Source organism: Bartonella sp. PS17NMGDW (assembly GCF_042193555.1).
GTDB classification, from domain to species: Bacteria; Pseudomonadota; Alphaproteobacteria; order Rhizobiales; family Rhizobiaceae; genus Bartonella; species Bartonella grahamii.
In genome coordinates this window covers 1-530 of record NZ_JBHILY010000105.1, presented here as the reverse complement: position 1 = coordinate 530, position 530 = coordinate 1, and the positions used below count along the sequence as shown (strand labels likewise).

Below are 530 nucleotides of genomic sequence, written 5' to 3'. Positions count from 1 at the left end.
AATATGCGCCTGCTTACTCCTTTATGAAGCGTAAAGATCGTGGTGCTCAATGGATTTACCGTTATACCATTCACGGATAACATGTAAGTTTTATGTAAAAATAACTTGCTGTATTTATACAGCTTTTTTACAGTGAGGGACGCGTAAATAAAAGTTAGGGAATAGGATTTTCTAACATTTCTCTATAAAGCACGCTTCGCACAATGTTTCTAATGTTTCTTTGAAGTCTGCTAACGCTTCTTGATGTAAGCCATCTAAAAGTCTCATAAACGCAACAACAGTTTCACGTTGCAACGGAGTAGAAGGTTTTATTATGATGCTTTTTCGACAAGAATAGGCTTCTTTTTTTAAGAGAGAAGCCATTGCTTTATCTAAACCATAAAGCTCTATGATCTTTTCTTCCAGTTCTACAGGAACAGATTTTTTGCCAATTTCTACAGCAGATAAAAATGATACAGATATGTCTAATTTCTTAGCCATATCTAAGAGGCGTTCTGAATGATCAACCCGAAGTTTCCGTAAAATTTTAC

The 530-nt window shown here is 35.1% G+C and carries 1 protein-coding gene; it reads right to left on the bottom strand.

Annotated features, from left to right (window positions below; translation table 11 throughout):
- Positions 1 to 171: 171 nt before the first annotated feature.
- Positions 172 to 530: XRE family transcriptional regulator (locus ACFIJK_RS09520; protein ID WP_375627612.1), on the bottom strand; the 359-nt coding region annotated here is incomplete at its 5' end.